This window comes from Staphylococcus sp. HMSC059F04 (genome assembly GCF_001812565.1).
GTDB lineage: Bacteria > Bacillota > Bacilli > Staphylococcales > Staphylococcaceae > Staphylococcus > Staphylococcus lugdunensis.
In genome coordinates, this window is sequence record NZ_KV809479.1 from 250,717 (window position 1) to 274,023 (window position 23,307).

At 35.3% G+C, this 23,307-nt stretch carries 15 protein-coding genes; 3 read left to right on the top strand and 12 right to left on the bottom strand.

The window, feature by feature from the left end; translation table 11 throughout:
* Window positions 1-133 precede the first annotated feature (133 nt).
* Window positions 134-1,975 carry a subtype A tannase gene (locus tag HMPREF2864_RS10115; protein WP_070545577.1) on the top strand — a complete coding sequence of 614 codons (1,842 nt, stop codon included), beginning with the start codon at window positions 134-136 and terminating at the stop codon, window positions 1,973-1,975.
* A gap of 172 nt (window positions 1,976-2,147) precedes the next feature.
* Here the strand turns inward: HMPREF2864_RS10115 and HMPREF2864_RS10120 are convergent, their stop codons facing one another.
* Window positions 2,148-3,587, bottom strand: coding sequence for a 6-phospho-beta-glucosidase (locus HMPREF2864_RS10120; protein WP_002492424.1), 1,440 nt, complete (start codon window positions 3,585-3,587; stop codon window positions 2,148-2,150).
* 20 nt (window positions 3,588-3,607) lie between these two features.
* Window positions 3,608-5,515, bottom strand: a complete 1,908-nt coding sequence (locus HMPREF2864_RS10125; protein ID WP_070545581.1) for a beta-glucoside-specific PTS transporter subunit IIABC — start codon at window positions 5,513-5,515, stop codon at window positions 3,608-3,610.
* Between the two features lie 180 nt (window positions 5,516-5,695).
* On the opposite strand from HMPREF2864_RS10125, the gene HMPREF2864_RS10130 reads away from it, so the two are divergent.
* On the top strand, window positions 5,696-6,400 hold the full coding sequence (locus HMPREF2864_RS10130) for a GntR family transcriptional regulator (RefSeq protein WP_070545584.1): 705 nt from the start codon (window positions 5,696-5,698) through the stop codon (window positions 6,398-6,400).
* Window positions 6,401-6,679: 279 nt separating this feature from the next.
* Here HMPREF2864_RS10130 and lqo read toward each other — a convergent pair whose 3' ends face one another.
* From lqo to betB, 9 genes are all read right to left on the bottom strand, one after another.
* A complete protein-coding gene (gene lqo, locus HMPREF2864_RS10135; protein WP_002460570.1) occupies window positions 6,680-8,179 on the bottom strand; it encodes an L-lactate dehydrogenase (quinone) in 1,500 nt (499 codons plus the stop codon).
* Window positions 8,180-8,484: 305 nt separating this feature from the next.
* Entirely contained in the window at window positions 8,485-9,312 is an 828-nt protein-coding gene (locus HMPREF2864_RS10140) for a pyruvate, water dikinase regulatory protein (protein WP_002460572.1), read from the bottom strand.
* On the bottom strand, window positions 9,305-11,929 hold the full coding sequence (gene ppdK / locus HMPREF2864_RS10145; RefSeq protein ID WP_070545587.1) for a pyruvate, phosphate dikinase: 2,625 nt from the start codon (window positions 11,927-11,929) through the stop codon (window positions 9,305-9,307). The genes HMPREF2864_RS10140 and ppdK overlap by 8 nt, the downstream gene beginning before the upstream one ends.
* A gap of 248 nt (window positions 11,930-12,177) precedes the next feature.
* Window positions 12,178-13,770 carry an acyl-CoA synthetase MbcS gene (gene mbcS / locus HMPREF2864_RS10150; RefSeq protein WP_002460574.1) on the bottom strand — a complete coding sequence of 531 codons (1,593 nt, stop codon included), beginning with the start codon at window positions 13,768-13,770 and terminating at the stop codon, window positions 12,178-12,180.
* Between the two features lie 636 nt (window positions 13,771-14,406).
* Entirely contained in the window at window positions 14,407-14,856 is a 450-nt protein-coding gene (locus tag HMPREF2864_RS10155) for an antibiotic biosynthesis monooxygenase family protein (protein ID WP_070545589.1), read from the bottom strand.
* Window positions 14,846-15,115, bottom strand: a complete 270-nt coding sequence (locus HMPREF2864_RS10160) for a YozE family protein (RefSeq protein WP_002460576.1) — start codon at window positions 15,113-15,115, stop codon at window positions 14,846-14,848. The genes HMPREF2864_RS10155 and HMPREF2864_RS10160 overlap by 11 nt, the downstream gene beginning before the upstream one ends.
* Window positions 15,116-15,253: 138 nt before the next feature.
* The gene (locus HMPREF2864_RS10165) at window positions 15,254-16,432 is read right to left on the bottom strand and encodes a M20 family metallopeptidase (protein ID WP_002460578.1); all 1,179 of its coding nucleotides are present in this window, start codon (window positions 16,430-16,432) and stop codon (window positions 15,254-15,256) included.
* Between the two features lie 247 nt (window positions 16,433-16,679).
* A complete protein-coding gene (betA, locus tag HMPREF2864_RS10170) occupies window positions 16,680-18,386 on the bottom strand; it encodes a choline dehydrogenase (protein WP_002460580.1) in 1,707 nt (568 codons plus the stop codon).
* A 91-nt stretch (window positions 18,387-18,477) separates the two neighbouring features.
* A complete protein-coding gene (gene betB / locus HMPREF2864_RS10175) occupies window positions 18,478-19,968 on the bottom strand; it encodes a betaine-aldehyde dehydrogenase (protein WP_002492568.1) in 1,491 nt (496 codons plus the stop codon).
* A gap of 368 nt (window positions 19,969-20,336) precedes the next feature.
* On the opposite strand from betB, the gene HMPREF2864_RS10180 reads away from it, so the two are divergent.
* Window positions 20,337-20,897, top strand: a complete 561-nt coding sequence (locus HMPREF2864_RS10180) for a choline uptake/conversion transcriptional regulator CudC (protein ID WP_070545593.1) — start codon at window positions 20,337-20,339, stop codon at window positions 20,895-20,897.
* A gap of 52 nt (window positions 20,898-20,949) precedes the next feature.
* Here the strand turns inward: HMPREF2864_RS10180 and HMPREF2864_RS10185 are convergent, their stop codons facing one another.
* On the bottom strand, window positions 20,950-22,575 hold the full coding sequence (locus HMPREF2864_RS10185; protein ID WP_070545598.1) for a BCCT family transporter: 1,626 nt from the start codon (window positions 22,573-22,575) through the stop codon (window positions 20,950-20,952).
* Window positions 22,576-23,307 lie beyond the last annotated feature (732 nt).

Below are 23,307 nucleotides of genomic sequence, written 5' to 3' on the forward strand. Positions count from 1 at the left end.
GCAAATACTGTCAAGAGGCCTAAGATGTACATCATCTTTCTAATGTAGAATGGTTCATGCGCTCAATCCGAATTGATATGCTCCTTATTTGCGACTAATAATAGAACTACGACAAATTAAGGAGGCTAATTAGATGAAAAAGACTTTCATATCACTCTTATTCGCAACAGTTATACTTTCAGGTTGTGGCGTTGGCGAACATCAAAATAATAATTCTAATCATGATGCTAAAGGTGTGAACACTTCAAATGTTAAAATCAAAAATTATAACCAAGCATCATCTGCGCTGCAAATAGATAATTCAAAATGGAAATATGATAGTAAAAATAACGTTTATTATCAACTAAATATAAGTTATGTCTCCAATCCCCAAGCTAAAAATGTAGAAAAATTAGGTATCTATGTACCAGCTGCTTATTTCAAAGGTAAAAAGAATCATAATGGGACATATACCGTTACTGTAAACGATGCTAAGAAAGTTAACGGCTATTCTGCTAGAACAGCACCTATCGTTTATCCAGTCAATACACCTGGTTATGCCGAACAAAGTGCACCTACGTCATATCGTTATAGTAATATTTCTAAGTATATGAAAGCTGGATTCATATATGTTGAAGCAGGATTACGAGGACGTAGTATGAGCATGGGCAATAACAGGAGTAATGCATCAACTAAATCATATGAAACCGGTTCTCCTTGGGGTGTAACCGATCTTAAAGCAGCAATCAGATATTACCGTTTCAACGATAGTAGTCTACCAGGTAACAGTAGTAAGATTTATACTTTTGGTCATAGTGGCGGTGGTGCTCAAAGTGCTATTGCCGGTGCATCAGGTGATAGCAAGCTCTACTATAAATATTTAGAACAAATTGGCGCAGCCATGACAGATAAAAATGGAAAATATATCAGTGATAAAATTGACGGTGCTATGGCGTGGTGCCCTATTACAAGTCTAGATCAAGCCGATGCTGCTTATGAATGGCAAATGGGACAATATGGTAATGAAGGTAATCGCAAGAAAAATTCATTCCAAAAACAATTATCAACCGATTTAGCATCATCTTATGCAAGCTACTTAAATAAACTAAATCTGAAAAATGGAAATACTACATTATCATTAACTAAATCTAAAAATGGTCAATATACTGAAGGCTCATATGCTAAATATCTAAAAAAAGAAATTGAAGATTCAGCTACAGAATTCTTAAATAATACAACATTCCCTTACAAACAAAATAGCACTGAGCAAGCAGGCATGGGTAATGGTGGACCTAGCGGTGGAAAACCTTCTGGTAAAATGGGATCTATGCCTCAAATGAGAAAACAATCTTCAAATAAAACATACAAAACAATGGATGCTTACTTAAAAGATCTAAATAAAAAAGGCACATGGATTACGTATGATAAGAAAACAAAACGCGCACATATTACAAGTCTTAAAGACTTTGCGAAATATTATAAACAACCTTCTAAATCAGTTTCAGCCTTTGATGATTTAAAACGTAGCCAAGCTGAAAATGAAGTGTTTGGAACATCAGGTAGTGACAGTAAATTACATTTTGATCAATCACTAGCTAAACTTTTAACAGAAAATAAATCTAACTATAGCAAACTAAATGGTTGGAATAGTAACTATGTTTCATCATATAAAAATGACTTAACAAAAACAGATAAATTAGGCACAAGCATGTCAACAAGAATGAATATGTACAATCCAATGTATTACTTATCTGATTACTATAGCGGGTATGGTAAATCTAATGTGGCAAATCATTGGAGAATTAGAACAGGTATTCAACAAGGAGATACGGCCTTAAATACTGAAACTAATCTTTCTCTAGCTTTAAAAGAACGCGTTGGTTCTAAAAATGTTGACTTCAAAACAGTTTGGGATCAAGGTCATACAATGGCAGAAACATCAGGTAATAGTGATAGTAACTTCATCAAATGGGTAGAAAGTATTAATAAAAAATAGCTAAATGTATTAAACAGCCTAAAACATCATCATGTTTTAGGCTGTGAACTAATGATTGGCAGTAGTTGACTCAATTGAAAATATGCTTATAGCATGCTTTTTCAATCTTAGTCAACCTTGCCAGAGCTGGACTAAGAATTCATAATGAATTCTGTTCAGCTCTCTTTTTAATTTACAAAACTTCCCCATTTGACTCAATAACTTTGCGATACCAGTCAAATGAATCTTTCTTGGTACGTTCTAATGAACCGTTTCCTTCATTATCACGATCAACATGAATTAAACCATAACGTTTTTTCATTTCACCTGTCGTAAAGGATACAATATCAATAATACCCCAAGGTGTATAGCCCATTAATTCTACGCCATCTTGATCTACTGCATCAATAGCCGCTTCAATATGTTCACGTAAATACTCGATACGATATTCGTCATGGATTTTACCTTTATCATCAAACTCATCTACGGCACCAAATCCATTTTCAACTATGAATAAAGGAATTTGATAACGATTATATAATGCATTTAATGTATAACGTAAGCCAACCGGATCAATGGCCCAGCCCCAATCACTTTTCTTAATATAAGGATTATCAACCGAATTGGGTAAGCCACCATTTACTATATTATCTTCTACACTAGCCTCATTATCAGATTTAACGACCGTAGACATATAATAACTAAATCCAATATAATCGACTTTACCTTCACGTAGAATCACATCGTCTCCTTCTTGCCAACCAATGTCGAAGCCTTCACGTTCAAACATTTTTGTCGCATAACCTGGGTAATAACCTCGTGCTTGTACATCTGGAAAGAAGAAACGCATACGACTCGCGATTTCTGCCTCCATTATATCTTGCGGATTACAGCTATATGGGTAGATTGGAACATGGGAAATCATAGCACCAATTTCAAAATCTGGATTTATCTCCTTACCAATTTTTACTGCTTTCGCACTTGCAATCAATTCATTATGTGCCACCTGATATAATACTTCTAATTTATTATCATCATCTGTCAACGATACACCAGAGTTTGTCCATAAGAAAATAGGATTATTGATGTCCATTTGGTTATTAATTTCATTAAATGTCATCCAGTATTTAACTTTGTCTTTATAACGCTTAAATACAGTTTCAGCAAAATATGCAAAATAATCTGCTACTTTACGGTTTCTAAAACCGCCATATTCACGTGCTAGATGTAGTGGCATCTCAAAATGCGATAATGTAATCACTGGTTGAATGTCATATTTCAATAATTCATCAAATAAATCATCATAGAATTGCAGTCCTGCTTCGTTCGGTTCTGTTTCATTACCATTAGGGAAAATACGTGTCCATGCAATCGATGTACGCAAACACTTCAATCCCATTTCAGCAAACAATGCGACATCTTCTTTATAGCGATGGTAAAAATCAATACCCATATGATTAGGATAATATTTATCAGGTTCTATATCTTGTGTAATTTCACGTGCTTGACCATGTGCGCCTGCTGTCATTACGTCAATTACACTTAAGCCTTTGCCACCTTGGTCATAGCCACCTTCAAATTGATTGGCAGCAAGTGCGCCGCCCCATAAGAAATCTTGTGGTAATTTAGCCATGTTTAAATCTCCTTTACACTCTATTTTTTAATTACTGTCATTATTTTTTCTCTAGATGTGATATTTTGACTGTCAGCTATGATAATGTCTTCAAATTCATCACTGTTAGTAATAATTACAGGTGTAATAAGTTCGTAGCCCTGTTCTTTAATATAATTTGCATCAAATCTCAGCAAAGGCTGCCCTTCTTCGACCTGATCATTTTCAGCAACAAGTAATTCAAAGCCTTGTCCATTTAATTGCACAGTATCTAAACCAACGTGAACTAAAAGTTCGATCCCCTCTGGCGATGTAATACCTATCGCGTGTTTACTTACTGCAACCATACTAATCACCCCTTTGAGAGGTGCTGTCACTTCATAACTTTCTGGCTGAATGGCTAATCCTTTACCCATCATACCTTCCGCAAATATTGGATCATCTACTTCAGATAATGCTACTACTAAACCTTTTAGTGGAGCATGTATCTCTGTTTCAAGTTGATCAGATGTAGTAGTCAAACGTGTTTGTTCATTTATCTCATGTCCTTCTTCGACGTCAACACCTTCTACCTGTTCTGTCACATCTTCACCATAGCCAAGTACTTGGATTAAAATGATAGGTAAAATAATTGCAACGGCTGAACCAAGTAAAATTCCCCATATTGATGAGATGTTATCAGGACTATAACCATTGACAATTGTTATCGGCCCAGGAAGACCAGCATATGCATAATATTTTGGATTAAAGAAACTTGCAACTAAAGCCCCAATACCACCACTAATACAAGCGATAATGAATGGCTTTTTAAAGCGCAAATTCACACCATACATAGACGGTTCAGTAATTCCAAAGATGCCTGTAATCCCTGCTGATAACGATACACGCTTTAAATCCTTATTTCTCGTTTTGAAGAATACACCCATAACTGCACCAAATTGAGCAATAACAGCAATTGTTTGAAAGGCTTGGAAAGCATCACTTTTATACTGTTCAAAGTTTGCCAATACCATTGGCGTAATGCCCCAATGAACACCAAAGATAACAAATACCTGCCAAAATGTACCAATTAATAATCCTGCTAACCATGGTGCTACAGCTACGAGCCAGTTAAAGCCTTGTGCAATACCATGTGCAGCCCCAGATGCTAATGGACCAATAATTAATAATGTTAATGGCACCATAATTACAATACTGAAGAACGGTACAAATAACGGGCGTATAACTTCATGAATATATTTATTTAAATATTTTTCAACATATGACAACACCCATACTAATAATAGTGGTGGTAACACTGATGATGTATAGCTTGTTTCACTTAATGGAATACCAATAAATGTAAACGTATGTCCACTCCCAATGCGTTCTACAATTCCTGCTAAATCCGGGCTAACGAGTGCAGCACAACAAGCTACTGCGATATAAGTATTCACTTTGAAATGTTTTGCTGCAGTAATCGCAATAAATATTGGTAAAAATGTAAATGGTGCCCATGAAATAAAGTTAAATACTTCATATGTGCCAGTCTTCTCAAATGATGAAAAGAACATTTTCGCAATAATTAATATACCTTGTAATATACCGGCAGCCGCTAAGACATAAATAAATGGTGCAAAAACGGCAGACATCGTTGCAATAATACGATTAATAATCGTACCTTTTTCACTGTCTTCATCGCTAGATTGTTGATTTTCTTCTCCCAATAATCCCTCAAATTCTTGATAAACACTTGCGACCGCATTGCCAATAACCACTTGAAATTGTCCATTATTTTCAACTACCGTTACTACGCCATCCATACTTGCTACTTTCTTTTTAGCATCCGGAATAGAACGTTTTAAGACGATACGTAATCGCGTTGCGCAATGCGTGTAATTAACGATATTTTCCTTTCCACCAACGGCTTCAAGGATATGTATCGCTAATTTTCTATCTCTTTCACTCATAACACAACCTCCCAATCTATTTAATTTTTATTTATCCCAAATATGGAAACCCTTACACAACTCATTATAATTATACCGGTACAATTTGTAAATCATTTTTATACAATTATACCGGTACAATTTAATTTCAGCTTATTTTTGGTATACTATATTGTAAATACAGCATTAAGGAGATTAATCATGTTAAAGTACGAACATGTTGCACATGAAATTACCGCAGCTATTGCAAATGGGAAATATAAAGTTGGAGATAAACTTCCAAGCCTAGCAGAACTAAAAATAGCGTATCAAGTGAGTAAAAGTACGATTGTTAAAGCATTAGAGTTACTTGAAAAAGATGGTATTATCTATCAAACTCGGGGCAGTGGTATATATGTTAGAAATAGCAAAAAATCTGGATATATTAATCTGTTAAAAACAAAGGGCTTTTCAGATAATTTACAAGGACATCGTGTAACAAGTAAAGTGCTTAACATCGACATCATACCGCCTAACGAGGAAACACAAAAACACTTACAGATAAAAGATAAAGACACACAAGTCTATTTAGTAGAGCGTATTCGTTATTTAGACGATAAGCCGCTTTGCATTGAAACTTCTTATTTCAATAAAGCATTAGTTACCACATTGGACAAAGAAGTTGCTCAAGCTTCAATATTTGATTATTTACAGACGCGTCTCAAGATAAATATTGGTTTTTCTGATATTTATTTCTATATCGACTTTTTAAACGATAATGAAGCAAATTATTTAGATTTAAACGCTCAAGGCCCTTGTATGCGTCATGAACTTACATTCTATACAAGTAAAGGTGAACCTTTTGATTACTCCAATATTGTCTACCACTACAAGCATGCTAACTTTTTTATACCTATAGAAAGTTAGTGTCATCATAGCTTCAGTTAGCTAAATATGGGAACGAGACAGCATTCATTATGAATTTATAATCCCACCCCAGCAAGGTTGACTAGGATTGAACACAGCAAACGTATTTTTAATCCAGTCAACTACTGCCAATATATCGTTCATAGCCTAAAACATAATGATGTCCTAGTCTCACTTAATTGTAAAAAAAGAAGGCAATTTCTATTGAAATTAATAGAATTACCTTCTTCTGCTTATCAGAGACATTGATGTCACTGACTTCTGTTATCGCATTATTTATTATTTTTCATCATCATAATAACCTAATTCAAGGTCTTTAGATGTTTGACGACGTGTTTTTCTCATTAAATCAACATCTGTAATTAATGATTCACCATAAGAAGGAATCATTTCTTTTACTTTTGGTTTCCAGTCATCAGCATATTCTGGGAAGTTTCTTTCAAGAACTTCTAGTGCAACTGATACTGATGTTGATGCCCCTGGTGATTCACCAAGTAAAGCAATAACTGTATGGTCTTGTGAATTAACCACTTCTGTACCGAATTGAATAAATCCTTTGCCGTGTTCTTTAGTATCTTTGATAACTTGAACACGTTTACCAGCAGTGTATAATTCCCAATCTTCATCACGTGCTTCTGGATAGAATGTACGTAAGTGATTCATACAACCTTCTTTAGTCATAATAATTTGATCGAATGAATATTTAAGTAATGGTAAGTTTTTAACGGCAGCCGCTAACATTGTTGTAATGTTATGTGGCTTGATAGATTTGAATAAATCTAAATTAGAACCATTTTTCAAGAATTTAGGTCCAACGTTAGCGAATGGTCCAAATAACAATGTTCTTTGACCATCGATATAACGCGCATCTAAATGCGGCACAGTCATTGGTGGTGTGCCTGGTGGCTCTTTACCATAAACTTTGGCATCATGTTGCTCGATAACTTGTGGATTTGTACAAGCTAAGAATTGACCTGTAATTGGGAATCCACCTAAGTGTTTGCTTTCAGGAATACCTGTTTTTTGTAATAATGGAATCGCTGCACCACCTGCACCAATAAATACATAGTCAGTCACTTGTGTTTGCACTTGGCCAGTAGCACGGTTGCGAATTTTCACTTCCCATTTACCGTCTTTAAGACGATTGAAATCAAGCACTTCATGGTTAAAGTGAACTTCAGCATTTGGATGTGCTTCGATATTTTTAGTCATTTTACGTGTTAACTCACCAAAGTTAACGTCAGTACCTTCGTCGATTTTACTTGCAGCCATTTTACCGTCATCGACACGGCCTTCCATCATTAATGGAACCCATTTTCTCAATGTTTCTATATCTTCTGTATACTCGATATTATCAAACATTGGGAATTCTTTCATAGCTTCGTAACGTTTTTTCAAGAATTTTTGGTTATTAACGCCTCTAACAAAACTAATATGTGGTAGTGGGTTAATAAATTCTCTTGGGTTATCAATGCTACCTGATTTAACTAAATGACCCCAAAACTGTTTAGAAATCTCGAATTCCTCATTAATTTCTTTCGCTTTTTCAATGTCAATTGAACCATCAGGTTGTTCAACAGTATAGTTCAATTCACATAGTGCTGCATGACCTGTACCAGCATTATGTCGTTCGTTAGAACTTTCAAGTGCAGGACGGTCCATACGTTCATAAAGCTTGATATTCCAGTTAGGTTCAAGCTCTTTTAACATAGAACCAAATGTAGTGCTTAAGACACCAGCGCCAATTAAAATGACGTCTTTTGGTTGTGAGTTTGCCATATGTTACACCTCTCTATTGATTACATTTAATTTATATATACAATAAATAGTACTCTTTCCTAAAACACCCATTTATTGCTTTAATTTAGCAAATCGCTAAACTTCTAAATTAAATAAGTACTTCGTGTATAATTTTAAAGCAATATTATGAAATTGTAAATCAGTTAATCTACATCTCAAAGAAAAAAGTTATCGTACAATATAATTTAACTTCAATAAAAATTTTGTTATAACATTTTTTACTAAAAATCCAACGTCAGCACTTAACAAGTTGTGTGACGTTGAATTTTTCATATACCTCATATTTAGTATTTTGGCTGTAAAAATTTTTCAATATAAAATGCTGATTCTTCAATGGATTTATACTCTGTATTAATCACTGTGGCATTTAACTTTTTAAATACTTCCTCAGCATATGATAACTCCTTTTTGATACGTTCTAAGCTATTATACTGAGATTCTTGCGTTAAACCCAGAGTTTCAACACGATTTTTACGTATGTTGGCTATATATTGTGGGCTCGCTGTTAATCCAAAGACCTTTAATCCCTTTTGTTTAAAAACACTCTCTGGAATTGCTACTTCTGGCACCAATGGAATGTTGGCTATTTTATAACCTTTATTAGCCAAATACATGCTTAATGGCGTTTTTGATGTTCTGGAAACACCCACGATAAGTGCATCCGCCTCTCCGATATCTGAAAAATGCTTGCCATCATCATACTTCACTGAATATTCAATAGCCTTAATACGTTTAAAATATTCATCATTTAGTTTTCTAAGTGCGCCACTTTCTAGTAACGGTTCAGTTTGTGTCTGTTCCTGAACGATTGAAATCAATTCTGACATATAATCGACATAAGGCAGTGCTTTTTCTTCGGCAAAGCGATGTCCTAGTGAATTAAATGACGGATTCACTAGTGTGGTCGCAACGATCGCCCCTTGTTCATGTGCTAAATTCAACACATTTAAAAATTCTTCTTCATTTTTAATATAGGGAAATTTTTTAATTTCAACCTGTGTTAAATCCGGAAATTGTGTCAATGTGGCTTGGATCATCCGCTGTGCAGTTTCACCAATAGAATCAGAAACGATAAATAACTTTAATACATGTTGCTTCACTATACTACTCACTTTCCTCCACTTGACTTTGTGCTGTTGCAATAATTGCGCCAGGCACTCTGAATGGTGAACAAGAAACATAATCGATGCTTAATTTATTGAATTGATGGATTGATTTCGCATCGCCACCTAATTCACCACAAACACCAATTTTAATATTCGAATTGACACGTTTGGCCTGTTCAACAGCTATTTGTATTAATCGTCCTACACCGTCTTTATCTAAAGTTTGGAACGGGTCAAGCTTCAATATATTTCTTTCAGTATACACATTTATGAATTTTCCTGCATCATCACGTGAAAAACCATATGCTAATTGCGTTAAATCATTAGTTCCAAAACTAAAGAAATCACAATGTTCAGCTAACTCACCAGCAATAAGACATGCGCGTGGTGTTTCAATCATTGTACCTACAAGATAATCGACTTTTTCGCCAGCTTGTTGTTCTAATTTATGAATTGTTTCCACTAAATCTTCTTTTAAAACCGTAAATTCTTCAACTGTAGATACTAACGGTATCATAATTTCTGGTTTACAATTAATACCTTCTTTTTTCAATCTTATGACACTACTAATGATGGCTTCGACTTGCATTTCATATAATTCAGGATAAGTAACGGCTAAACGACAACCACGATGACCGAGCATTGGATTTACTTCATGCAAATCAACAATACGTTTTTTCAATATGTCCTCGGAAATATTTAATTGTTGAGCAACATGTTGTATGTCTTCAGCTGAATTAGGTAAAAATTCATGTAATGGTGGATCTAATAATCGAACAATCGTTGGACGTTCTCCTGATAATCTAAAGATGGATTCGAAATCTTCAACCTGATATTTTTCAATTGCATTTAAAGCGTCAACACGCTCATCATATGATGACGCTAAAATAAAACGTCTCATCTCAACTAAACGTTCTGCACCAAAGAACATATGCTCTGTTCGAACTAAACCGATACCTTTAGCACCAAATTGATAACCAGTTTCAATATCTTGTGGCGTTTCAGCATTCATTCGTACACTTAAACGTGCCGTATCTTCAGCCCATGTCATAAATTGGTCAAAGTCTTCACTATGCTCTGCATTAACCGTTTTAATTTCACCAAGATAAATATCACCTTTGGAACCATCTACAGAAATTGTATCTCCTTCATGTAATTCACCATCTGGATAATAAACAGTCTTAGCTGATGTATTGATTTCTAAATCTGAACATCCTGTTACACAACATTTACCCATACCACGTGCTACTACTGCTGCATGCGATGTCATACCACCATGTGTCGTAATGATTGCTTCACTTGCAACCATACCTTCTATATCTTCTGGAGATGTCTCTGGACGCATTAATATTACTTTTTTGCCTGAATCAGCTTGTACTTTAGCATCTTCAGCAGAAAAGACGATTTGACCTGTCGCAGCCCCTGGACTTGCTGGTAACCCGAGTGTTGATATTGTAGTTGCTTCCGCTAAAGCTTTGTCATCAAAGTTAGGATGCAGTAATTGGTCAATTGCTTTAACGTCAACCTTTCGCATCGCTTGTTGTTGTGTAATTAATCCCTCATTAGCTAAATCAACCGCAATTTTAACAGCTGCTTTTGCCGTGCGTTTCCCATTACGTGTTTGCAATAAGTAAAGCTTACCGTTTTCTATCGTAAATTCAATATCCTGCATATCTTTATAATGTGCTTCTAATTGTTTTGTTACTTTGACAAAGGCTTGATGAACGTCTGGCATTTGGTCGTATAACGTTTGAATATCTTGTGGCGTACGAATACCAGCTACAACGTCTTCACCTTGTGCATTCAATAAATATTCACCAAACAATCGATTCTCTCCTGTTACTGGATTACGTGTGAAAGCAACACCTGTACCGCTTTTATCACCACTATTACCAAAGACCATTTCTTGAATATTTACTGCTGTACCTATATCATGTGGAATTTCATTTAAATCGCGATAGACACGTGCACGATCATTGTCCCATGACTTAAATACAGCCTCGATGGCTTCTTCTAACTGCTTCAATGGTTCTTGAGGGAATGGTTTACGTGCTTCCTCTAAATAAATTGTTTTAAAGCGTTCGCATATATCTTTTAAGCCATCTGCACTAATTGCAGCATCATTTTCAAAATCATGTCGTTGCTTATAGTCTTCAAAATATGTATCAAACGCAACCATTGGAATATTGTAAACAACTTCGCCAAACATTTGAAGTAAGCGACGGTAACAATCATAAGCAAATCTTACATCACCCGTTTTGCTAGCAAGTGTTTCCACATTATCATCATTAAGCCCTAAGTTTAAAATTGTATCCATCATGCCCGGCATCGAAATTTTTGCGCCACTTCTAACGGAAACTAGTAATAAGTTGGTATCTGAAGAAAAGGCTTTTCCAGTACGTTTAGTGAATGCAGCCAAATGATCAACTAATTGTGTCTTAACTTCTGTCGGTAGTTGCGCATGTTGTCTTAAATATTCGATACACGCTTCAGTAGTAATCGTAAAGCCATCGGGCACTGGCAGGCCAAGGCGTTTCATTTCTGATAAATTTGCGCCTTTACCACCAAGTAAATCTTTCATTGTGCGTTGTCCTTCATCAAATGCATAAATATATTTTGTCAATGTGTTCACCTCATATTATTATGTCATACTAATTATTTTAAAGTATGTCATAAATATGCGAGTTTTACAACAATAACATATATAAAATGAAATATTATATACTTTTAAAGTCACATTTCACTAAAATTATTAGTCTTTTTGAATGTGTATGCAGTAATTAAATTATTGTGTCATACTATTTTGAATAGTACAGAAAAAAACCGTAAAGCATGCTTCAACATCCTTTACGGTTAAGTTAATATAACAGTTTATTGTTTAAATTGTTGGTTGTACTTTTGACGTTCTGCATCACGCAATTCTACACGACGAATTTTTCCGGAATTGGTCTTTGGTAAATCTTCTACAAATTCAATCGCTCTAGGATATTTATATGGTGCAACGGTCTTTTTAGTAAAGTCTTGCAATGTTTTAACTAAGTCATCACTTGCTTTATAACCCTCATTTAAAATAACAAATGCTTTGACTATATTTCCACGTATTTCATGGGGACTGGCTACCACTGCACATTCTTTTACGGCTGGATGATGAGTTAATGCATCTTCTACTTCAAAAGGTCCAATCGTGTAACCAGAACTGATGATGATATCATCACTACGTCCTTCAAACCAGAAATAACCATCTTCATCAATATGTGCTAAATCACCAGTGATATAATACTTCCCAGCATGTGCGGCTTTAGTTCGCGCTTCATCTTTATAATAACCTTTAAATAATGCTGGTAAATCTAGTGGTACAGCAATATTTCCTTTCACACCAGGAGCAACTTGGCGTCCTTCATCATCAACTACTGTTGTGTCACTACCTGGAATTGCTTTACCCATAGAACCTGGGCGTGGTTTTGTATCTTTTAAAAATCCAATCAATAATGTGCTCTCTGTTTGACCATAGCCATCACGAACAGTAAGCCCAAAGTGCGCTTCAAACTGATTAACAACCTCTTTATTTAAAGGCTCACCAGCTGATACTGCACTATGTAAATGATGAATATCATACTTATCTAAATTGGATAATTTAGCCATCATTCGATACTCTGTTGGCGTACAGCATAAGACATTAATCTTAAAATTTTGTAATAGCTCTAAGTACCGAGTAGGATTGAACTTGCCATTGTAAACAAATGCTGTAGCTCCTGACCCCATAATAGAAAGGAAAGGTGTCCATACCCATTTTTGCCAACCTGGTGCAGCGGTTGCCCACACAAGATCATCTTCTTTAATACTTAACCAATGCTTAGGTGCCATTTTCATATGAGCAAAACCCCAACCATGTGTATGTGTAACTGCTTTTGGATTCCCTGTTGTACCGGACGTATAAGATAGTATCGCAATATCATCTCGACTGGTTGGTGCCATATCTAATTCTTCACTTTGATTCAAGCGCTCGTCATCAATAGAAATCCATGCTTCATGGTGTCCTGCGACAACAAATTTAGTTAATGATGTATACTCCTCTATATTCAAAAACTCTTTAATAAATTCCGGCATAGTAATAACCGCATCTATTTCTCCGTGCGAAATACGATATTGCAAATCTTTAGTACGCAGCATTTCAGAACTTGGAATAATTGCAATACCGAGCTTTAATGCAGCGATATAAATTCTATATGTAGAGATTGACCGCGGCATCATGATTAAAATTTTATCTCCCTTTTTGAGACCATGATTTAACAGCACATGCCCGACTTGATTAGCTTGTTTCATTAAGTCTGCATAAGTTACCGCGATTGGGTCATTATGTCCATTTTCATAAATAATTGCATTTTTATCTTGGTCAGAAACATGTTTTTCAATTTCACTGACAATATTATATGTTTCTGGCGCTAATAAACTTGATTGTTTCATATCGTAACTTCCTTTCGCCTTCCAATGATATTATCTTATCAAACCCTATAATGCATTGAAAAAGTAAACACTTATGAAAGTGGTTTCATTATAAAAAAGTATAAAGTTGTTAAAATTAATTATAAAAATTCTGTGATGATCGATTTCTTTATAACAATGAATAGTTAAAAATTGTTCAGACTTCTATTTTCAATTCATAAAATAATTAGCTCTTCCCTTTTGAAATTTGAGAGCGAGACAACATTTATTACAAATTCGTAGTCCCGCCCCTGCAAAGTTGATAAGGATTGAAAACAGCTTGGTACCATCCCATTTTCAATCCAGTCAACTACCGCCAATATAGAGTTCATAGCTTAAAACATAATGATGTCCCAGACTCCGTGTATATGAAAATTAATTAAGAAAGATTATGAATCATGCTAACTTCTCAAACTTATCAACTCGTATTGTTTTACTACTTAGATATTGATATAAGAGATTATCTAATGCAGTAGCTCATAACTTTAATTACAGTTTTTAAAAGAAATTTAATATTCTAAACAACAAAAATGACAATTTCTACTTTATTTTAATAGAAATTGCCATTTTTCGACTTACAGTGATTGATGTCCCACCTACTCAAGTCTGGTGACACTTTTATGAAGTATATCGTTCACATATAATCCCAATATGATAAGACAATTTGCGATTGACTAACCGTACGTCCGCACCTTGTGACGTGCCACGTTTTTGATGTGTCTGTGAATAGGCCGAAGATTGTTGCCAATTTTTAAACGATTGATGGTTCAACCATTGCGTAATGATGACATAATGCTGACCTTGTTCATTTGGGCGTAAAAAGCGTAGCGCTCTAAAACCAGATACAGATGCTAAATGTTGTTGACGCTGTAAAAATTTTTGCTCAAATGCTCCTTCTTGTCCTTTATTCACATATAAATGATTTAACATACAATAGCCATTATCGATTAATTCATTTATAGACTCTAAAATCATATAATCAAAGTGCTGATGATTTTTATAAATGCGCATTGTTTGCGGCGAAGTGGCTTCTAAAGCATAATACGGTGCTTTTTCATTAATCTTCATTAACATTTTCCTTTGGTTCTGTCTTTATGTGATCTACTAAACTAAAGTGCACTGTTTGCTGTTCATATAAAGATAATGAACGCTTTACTGTTTCTAAATGTTCATCATCTAACTCAATCTCATCGATAAAATAGCTCAATATATTATCAGTTGTCTTCTCATGTTTAGGAAACTGACAATCCTTGTTTAAATAATGAGCTAATTCTCCTAGAGGCGTCTGGTCTCCGACAAAGTTCTGCATGTAATCATAAAAAGTCACACTTTCACCTCTTCATTAGTATGTATCCCCATACTAACACGTAAACAATAATAAAACATCATATATTTAACTATTTCCAATAAAAAGTTATAAATTTTTAAATTTAATTTAACAAATAGTTAATTTAAATTAAGATATCTATCCTTGTAAATAATCTAAAACAATTGTACCTACAGCTTCTGCAGCAACTAACATGGAAGATTCGTCGATATTAAATTTCGGATGATGATGCGGATATGCATGTCCTTGCTGTGGTGCGGCTCCTGAATATAAAAATGTACTTGGTAACACTTGAGCATAATATGCGAAATCTTCTGATGGTGGTTGTGGTTCACATTCTTCTACGCCTATTACATCTGGTAATTGCGCTTGTCTTAATGTTTCAACAATATAAGATGTAAACTGAGGATCATTGTATAACGCGGGATAATCTGGGTGAAATTCAAAGTCATATTGAACATCAAATGATGTAGCTATACCTTGAACAATACGTTCAAGTTCATATTTAATCGTGTCTCGTGTGGCATCTGTTAAAGCACGAACATCTCCTTCGATTTCAACGGTATCTTTTATTACATTAAACTGACCTTTACCATCAAAGGATCCTATCGTCACAACGCCTGTTTCAAAAGGACTCAATCGTCTTGAAACTACATTTTGCGCTGTAGTGACGAAGTTAGCACCAGCGACAATCGCATCCTTAGCAGTATGAGGTGATGAGCCATGTCCACCTTCTCCGTGTATAGTTAATTTAAAATAAGCGCGTCCTGTTTGGGTATTACCTTCATGGTAATAAATTTTACCTGATGTCATATTCGTCATAACATGAATGCCTAAAACGTGATCAACACCTTCTAAAACACCGTCCTCAATCATACCTTTCGCACCACCTGGTGGCATTTCTTCTGCTGGCTGATGAATGACAACGACTTTACCACTAAATTGATCTTTCATTTCAATTAATGTTTCCGCTAGAACAAGCATATATGCCGTATGCGCATCATGACCACAAGCATGCATGACTCCTTCATTTTGGGAAGCATATGATAATCCAGTATCTTCTTGAATTGGTAACGCATCGAAGTCCGCACGAATGGCAATCGTTTTACCTGGTTTGCCACTATCAATGGTCACTTTTACACCATTAGGACCAACATTCGTTTGGACATCACACGCTTTGTCCTTATAGAATTCAGCAATATACTTAGGTGTTTCTGTTTCATGGAATGATAATTCTGGATGTTCATGTAAATATCGACGTATATCAATCATACGTTGCTCTTTTGCTTTTAAACGTTCAACTAATGTTTCCCCCATATTCACCACTCCTTTTATTATTTATAAGTCCATTATAAATCTTTCACAATAAGATTTGTTGTGACACACACTCAAGTAATTTTATAAGTATAAAAAAAGCAGGACTGAAATCTAATTTTAAAGATTTCATTATCCTGCATCATCTGCTTTGCTTGTGGAAATGCTTGTAGCATCTCTCTATGCTGGGGGCCACCCCAATTTGCTCTACTTGTCAAATTTCTTGTCGAAATTCTCTCTGCTGGCCTCATTAGTATGGGTAGTATGGATTGTGTTCCATTGCACCATCGTTGGGGTCGTGTTTGCCATGGATGTAATAATCTACGTATTGTGGTTCTAATGGTTTTTTGCCGCGAATGATATCTGCTGCTTTTTCGGCAAGCATAAGTACCGGTGCGTGAATGTTTCCATTTGTAGTTCTTGGCATTGCTGAAGCATCCACGACGCGCAAATTCTCCATGCCATGGACTTTCATTGTTAGTGGATCTACAACTGCCATTGGATCTGTTGCCGGCCCCATTTTTGCACTGCATGATGGGTGTAATGCTGTTTCACCATCTTTACGCACCCAGTCCAATATTTCTTCATCTGTTTGTACAGATGGTCCCGGAGAAATTTCACCACCATTAAATGAATCCATCGCTTTTTGAGATAAAATATTACGCGCTACACGAATCGCTTCTACCCATTCTTGTTCATCTTCTTTTGTTGAAAGATAGTTAAACACGATGCTTGGCTTTTCAAATGGATCTTTAGATTTAATCTTTAAGCTGCCACGTGAGTTTGAATACATTGGTCCTACATGTACTTGATAACCATGAGCAACTGGTGCTTTTTGTCCGTCATATCTTACAGCAATTGGTAAGAAATGGAACATTAAGTTAGGATAGGCAACTTGATCATTTGATCTAACAAAGGCACCACCCTCAAAGTGATTGGAAGCTGCTGCACCTTTTCGTGCAAAAATCCATTGCAAACCAATCCATGGCATGCGTTTAACATCTAAACTAGGTTGTAAAGAGACTGGTTCTTTACATTCATGTTGAATATAAACTTCTAAATGGTCTTCAAAGTTTTCTCCAACACCCGGTAAATGCATGCGTGGCTCAATGCCTTTTGATTTTAAGAAGTCCGCATCTCCTATACCAGATAATTGTAATAACTGTGGTGTGTTAAAAGCACCACCTGATAAAATCACTTCTCCTGCATTTACAGTATGATTTTTTCCATTACGTTTGAACGTTACACCGGTAGCTTTATTACCTTCAAAGTGTAATTCAGTGACGAAAGCACGTGTCTTAACCGTTAAATTCTTACGCTTCATTGCTGGTCTTAAGTATGCTCTTGATGCAGACATACGTCGACCATGATGGACTTGACTATCGAATGGACCGAATCCTTCTTGTCTAAAACCATTGACGTCCTCTGTCTTGTGATAACCCGCTTCAACACCTGCGTTAAAAAATGATTTGAAAAGAGGATTTGTTGCTGGTCCTCGCTTTAATTTTATTGGTCCTTGATGTCCTCTAAATTGATCATGTGGTGCTGCTCCAAAGGTTTTTTCTAATTTTTTAAAATAAGGTAAACAGTGCGCAAAATCCCAAGATTCCATACCTTCTGGCTCTGCCCAACCTTCGTAATCTAATGGATTGCCTCGTTGATAAATCATTCCATTGATAGAGCTTGAGCCGCCTAAGACTTTACCACGCGCATGGTCTACTTTACGTCCCATATGTGGTTCTTCTTCTGTTTGATATCTCCAATCATAGAATGGATTACCTGAAGGAAACATTAATGCTGCTGGCATTTGTATAAATAAATCCCAGGGATAGTCACTACGGCCTGCTTCTAATACAAGTACATTTTTATCTTTATCCTCAGATAAACGCGCACCTAATACAGAACCTGCACTTCCACCACCAATAATGACATAATCATATGACTTGTTTTCACTCATGTTGATTTCGTCCTCCCTTATAAAATAAAATGATGTGTCTCTCGCATATATAAGTTTGTTTTAACTTTATTTACAATGTATGAACGCTCTTTTATTTACTAAAGAAATTGATTGGTTCTGGCTTCGTATTCGTTAAAATATGTTTACTGATTAAATATTCTTCTAATCCTTCTTTACCTAATTCGCGACCAATACCGGATTGTTTAAAACCACCCCATGGTGCTTGAGCAAAGTAAGGATGGAAATCATTTATCCACACTGTACCTAATTTAAGTTTATTAGCCACACGCTGTGCTTTACCTAAATCTTTTGTGAATACGGCACCAGCTAAGCCATAAATTGAGTCATTAGCTAATTCTATTACTTCTTCTTCGCTATCAAATCCCTCAATAGTCACAACAGGTCCAAAGACTTCTTCTTGAACAATACGCATTGATGTATCGCAATTTGTGATAACTGTTGGTTCAAAGAATAGCCCATTTTGTAGGTCTTCTCTATCAGGACGTTTGCCGCCAATAGCAATTGTAGCGCCCTCTTTTTTAGCAATTTCCATATAGCTTTCAATTTTGTCACGATGTTCTGTAGAGATAACTGGCCCCATTTCAGTATCATCATCAAAGCCGTTCCCTAATTTAATTTTGCCTACACGATCAATAAGCGCTTTTTCAAAATCACCTTTGATATCGTTATGAACTAAAATACGTGATCCAGCTGAACAAACTTGGCCTGCATGGAAGTAACCACCATTTAATGCTTGATCTACCGCTAAGTCGAAGTCAGCATCAGCAAAAATAATATTAGGGTTCTTACCACCCAGTTCTAATGCTATGTTCGTTACATTATTCGCAGCATTTTTCATAATGTGTTTTCCGGTCTCAATTCCGCCTGTAAATGAAACTAGATCCACTTCTTTATGACCCGATAATGTGTCCCCTACTTCTTCACCACTACTTAGTATCAAATTAATCACGCCTTTAGGGAAACCAACTTCTTCCATTAATTCAAATACTCTAATTGTAGTCAATGGTGTAATTTCACTTGGTTTCATTACAAGCGAACAACCAGTTGCTAATGCTGGCGCAATTTTCCATGACGCTTGTAATAAAGGATAATTCCAAGGTGTAATTTGAGTGACAACACCAACAGGTTCTTTAACAACTTTACTTTCAGTGTTTGGAATTGGCGTATTGATAATCTCTCCACCGTCTTTATCAGCTAATCCAGCAAAATAGTTAAAGACATTAGCAATATCATCCATATCTGCATATGACTCTCCTAGTGTTTTACCTGTATCTAGTGTTTCTAATTGAGCTAACTCATCACGATGTTCCGTAATTTTGTCAGCAATAGCTCTAACTTTTTTCCCTCTGACTTCACTTGTTTCTAATGACCATTCGCCATCTTCAAATGCACGACGCGCTGCTAAAATAGCTTGTTCGGCATCTTCAGATGTACCTTCTGTTACGGTAAAAACAACCTCTTGATTATAAGGATTGATAATTTCTCTTGTATTTTTATTTGAGCTTTCAACCCATTCACCATCGATATATTGACGCTGCGACAATTTTTCTACAAGTTTCATCAAACGACCTCCGTTAAGTTTGTTAAATTTATATTTAACGAATTTTATAAACCATATGCTAGCATATGTGAAAATTTAATGTCAAATTTCATGATATTGTCATAATTTTTATCTAGAGTTTAGGACATCATTATGTTTTAGGCTATGAACGTTATATTGGCAGTAGTTGACTGGATTGAATATGCGCTTATACCAAGCGTTTTTCAATCCTAGTCAATCTTGCCGGAGCAGAACTACGAATTCATAATGAATGCTGTCCAGCTTCTATCTTTTTAAAGTGATTGAAAAATTTTCTATAATGTGCAAGTATGAATTGGTAATATCTAACAGTGAATGCAGCTAATCAACTGGATAATGGAGGTGAGCGTATGGTACATTCACAGTCAAATGAAGAAAAATTAGAAGCTGCTAAAGATTTAGTCATTAATTCTATTGGGCAAACTATGGACTTGTATGGCACAAATCGCAGCGTCGGAAATTTGTTTGGGACAATGGTCTTCGAAGGTAGTATGACATTAGATGAAATGCGTGAACATCTTCAGATGAGCAAACCAAGTATGAGTGCAGGTGTCAAGAAGCTTCAAGAATTCGATTTAGTGAAACAACAGTTTACGCGAGGCAGTCGAAAACAACATTTTATCGCAGAAAAAGACTTTTTTACCTTTTTCCGCAATTTCTTCACTAAAAAATGGGAGCGTGAAGTCGACACTAATATGGCAGCAATTATTGAAGCCGAAAAAATCATTACTTCAGTGCTAGATGATGAGGCAATTGATGATGAAATTAAGCAAGATGCGCTTAATATTGAGCAGCAATTGAAACATACAAAAATATATTGTCAGTGGTTGTCAAATTTAACTACAGCATTAGAAACTGGCGAAATATTTGATTACTTTCCTATTCCAAACAGCCAAGAAAACAATAATTAAACAAAAAACGTCTATGATCTTTATCTGCTGATCATAGACGTTTTTGCATATATTATAAATTATCGTCTTCGTCATTATTCTCTCTTACTTGAACGATACGCAATGAACGACGTTCTACTTCTTTCAATTTATCCGCACGAGTTTCCAGTTTAATTCTATCTTTACTCAAGGTAATAATAAACGATACCATCATGCAAATAAAGATGACAATCAGTGGCACACTGGCTAATATTGACGCAGTTTTTAGCACCTCTAACGCACGTTCGCCACCCACTAACATGAGTGAAAATGGTAATAAGCATAATGCAAAAGCCCAGAATAAACGATTCGCTTTTAATGGTTCACCTAATACTTTCTTCTGTGTTGCTGCCGCTAAAATGTACGACCCAGAATCAAATGTCGTTGCTAAGAATAAAAACGCAGAAAGCAAGAATAGGACAATGACTGTTGTTGGAAAAGGTAATTGATGCATTACTTCGATAATCGTCGCTTCAGTACCATGACTATTTAAATATTGAATAACGTTGAATTGTTCAGAAATTTGTAGGTATACTGCGTAGTTTCCAAATATACCAAAGAACAACACACATCCTAATGTTCCATAAACAATCGTACCTAATATGACTTCTTTTAGTCTTCTACCTTTAGAAATCCGCGCAATAAACAGTCCAATAAATGGTGCGTAAACAAGCCACCATGACCAATAGAAAATCGTCCAATCTTGAGGGAAATTCGTTTCTTTACGTCCTTTAATTCCACCAAATGGTTCCATCCACGTTGCCATGTGGAAAAAGTCACGTAACATATTACCAAATCCTGTGATTGTTGTTTCCATAATAAAGATGGTTGGCCCAACGATAAACACAAATCCTAATAATAAAAATGATAACCATACATTGACATCACTTAATTTTTGAATACCCTTTTTTAAACCTGTATATGAACTAATAGCAAAGATCACTGTAATTGTGAAAAGGATAATTGATCGTAGCACCATATTTTGTCCATCAAGTCCAGTTAATTTTTCAACGCCAGCTGAGATCATTGGTACACCAAGCGCTAATGATGTTGCAGCTCCTCCTAACAAACCGAAGATAAAGAGTACATCTACAAGCTTACCTAAAAACTTGTCTGTCTGACCTTTGAGCACAGGACGACACGCTTGACTAATTTTATAAATTGGTTGCTTTTTTACAAAGACCAAGTATCCAATCGGAAGTGCTGGCAAGACATAAATTGCCCAAGCAATTGGTCCCCAATGGAACATACCATACTGTGTCGCAAACGTTAATGCTTGATCTGACATTGGTTTCGCTCCACTTGGAGGCACTTGATAATAATATGCCCATTCAATAACACCCCAGTATAAAATATCTGAACCTATACCTGCACAAAACAGCATAGATGCCCAACTGAAATTGCTGAACTCCGGCTTATCACTTGCTTTACCCAAAGTGACATTCCCATATTTACCAAATGCTATGTAAAGTACGAAACATAAAATTGCAAGTCCAATAAATAAATATAAGGAACCTATAGAATTAGAAATAGCACTATTAATATCTGTAATGACCTTTTCACTTGCAGACGGAAAAGCCATCATTGGAATGACTGCTAACAATAAAATGACTACCGTACCTATAAAAGTAGGCCAATCCATTATTTTCTCTTTTTTCAATGTTGATCCTCCTTTAGTATCGATAAAGATTGAAACTTTGAAAATATGGTTATCAAACAAATTGTTATTAATTCACAAAATTGACAATATCTAAAAAAACATAATAATGCAAATTCAATACAAAATTATAGTTAGTAATAAGTGAATAATTATATATTATGTCATTTTACAAGCAGAGAGAACATTGCCAAAATAACAGTGTTAAGTTTGGATTTAACAAACTAAACGCTCAATGCCTATGCTTTTATTTGAATTAATATACATATTTAGTGAATATATATTTATTTTCAAATCGTACTTTATTGATAAAAAATGAGACTGAAACATCGATTTCTCTGATAAGATAAGGAACAATCTGGAGTATAAATGAAATGGGTTAAAATTAAAACGCAAAAATTTTCTTCAAATATGGTTTCCACAATATCATTAATATGGTAAGAGGTATTAAAACTGAAGATTTTTATTGGTAACGTACATGCTGAGTTATGTTATTTTTTCAAAAATATTTTAAATATTAATAAGTCATATTTATGACAAGATTCCGAGAATACATCCACCCAACAAAGAGAATTTCGAGCAGAAATTCGCCAAGCAAAGCAAGTTGGGGTTAAGAAGCTTTCTCCTAAGCTAGCAAACCCATAATTCAAAGTACTGTAAAAAATAACTGTATAGGACATCATTATATTTTAGACTATGAGCGATATATATTGGCAGTAGTTGACTGGATTGAAA